Origin of the sequence: Caballeronia terrestris (assembly GCF_001544515.1) — a bacterium.
Taxonomy (GTDB): Bacteria; Pseudomonadota; Gammaproteobacteria; order Burkholderiales; family Burkholderiaceae; genus Caballeronia; species Caballeronia terrestris.
Genome location: NZ_FCOL02000545.1, coordinates 1 through 819 on the forward strand (window position 1 = coordinate 1; position 819 = coordinate 819).

2 protein-coding genes are annotated in these 819 nt (G+C 67.4%); both read right to left on the reverse strand.

The annotated features are described in order from the left end of the window. Nucleotides 1–634, reverse strand: a 634-nt coding sequence (locus AWB67_RS38850; protein ID WP_268808179.1) for a rhodanese-like domain-containing protein, incomplete at its 3' end; no start/stop codon positions are given. 54 nt (nucleotides 635–688) lie between these two features. Beyond that, nucleotides 689–819, reverse strand: a 131-nt coding sequence (locus AWB67_RS38855; RefSeq protein WP_125477908.1) for an SDR family oxidoreductase, incomplete at its 5' end; no start/stop codon positions are given.

Consider the following 819-nt stretch of genomic DNA (forward strand, 5'->3'; position numbering starts at 1 on the left):
CGACAGGATTTGGCACGCCCGCGTTGATCAGCGATTGCGCGCCGAGAATGCTGCGCGTGCGGCCCGCGCAATTCACGACGATCAAGGTGTCCGGCGATGGCGCTGCAGCGAGCGCGCGATAGACGAGCTCCGCGCCTGCGCAATCGACGCCGCCCGGAATGTTCATCGTGTTGAATTCGCCGAACGGACGCGAATCGAGCACGACGAGATCATCGCCCGCGTCCTGGCGGGCCTTGAGCGTAAAGGCGTCGACGTTGGGCGTACGGAGCCGGTGCTCGATCAGTTCGCCGAACGCCTTGCCGGGCACGTTCGTGCCGCTGAATACTTCGAAGCCTGCTCGTTCCCAGCCATCGACGCCGCCTTCGAGAATCGACACGTCGGTGTACCCCCAGCGCGCGAGCAGCGCGGCGGCACGTTCGGTGTGTTCACCGCGCGTGTCGACGAGCACGATCGGCGTGGCCCGTCGCGGCACCAGCCGCTCGATCGCGAGACCCAGGCGGCCGACCGGCGCAATCGACGAGTAGAAGAGGCGCTTTCGTGCAGTGACGCCTTCCTCGCGGACGTCGAGCACGGCGAGCTCCGTGCGTTGACCGATGAGCGAGCGCAATTGCGCCGGAGAGACGAGGCGGGACATGGGCGGTGAGTCCTTTGAGCTAGGTTGAATGGGAAGACGAAGCAGAAGCGCGGCTCACGCGTAAGGCGGGCCGCCGCCGTCGACATAGAGCCGCGTGCCGGTCACGAAGCGCGCGTCGTCCGAGAGCAGATACGCGACCGCGGCCGCGACGTCCTCGGGCGTACCGGGGCCGTCGAGCGCGGTGA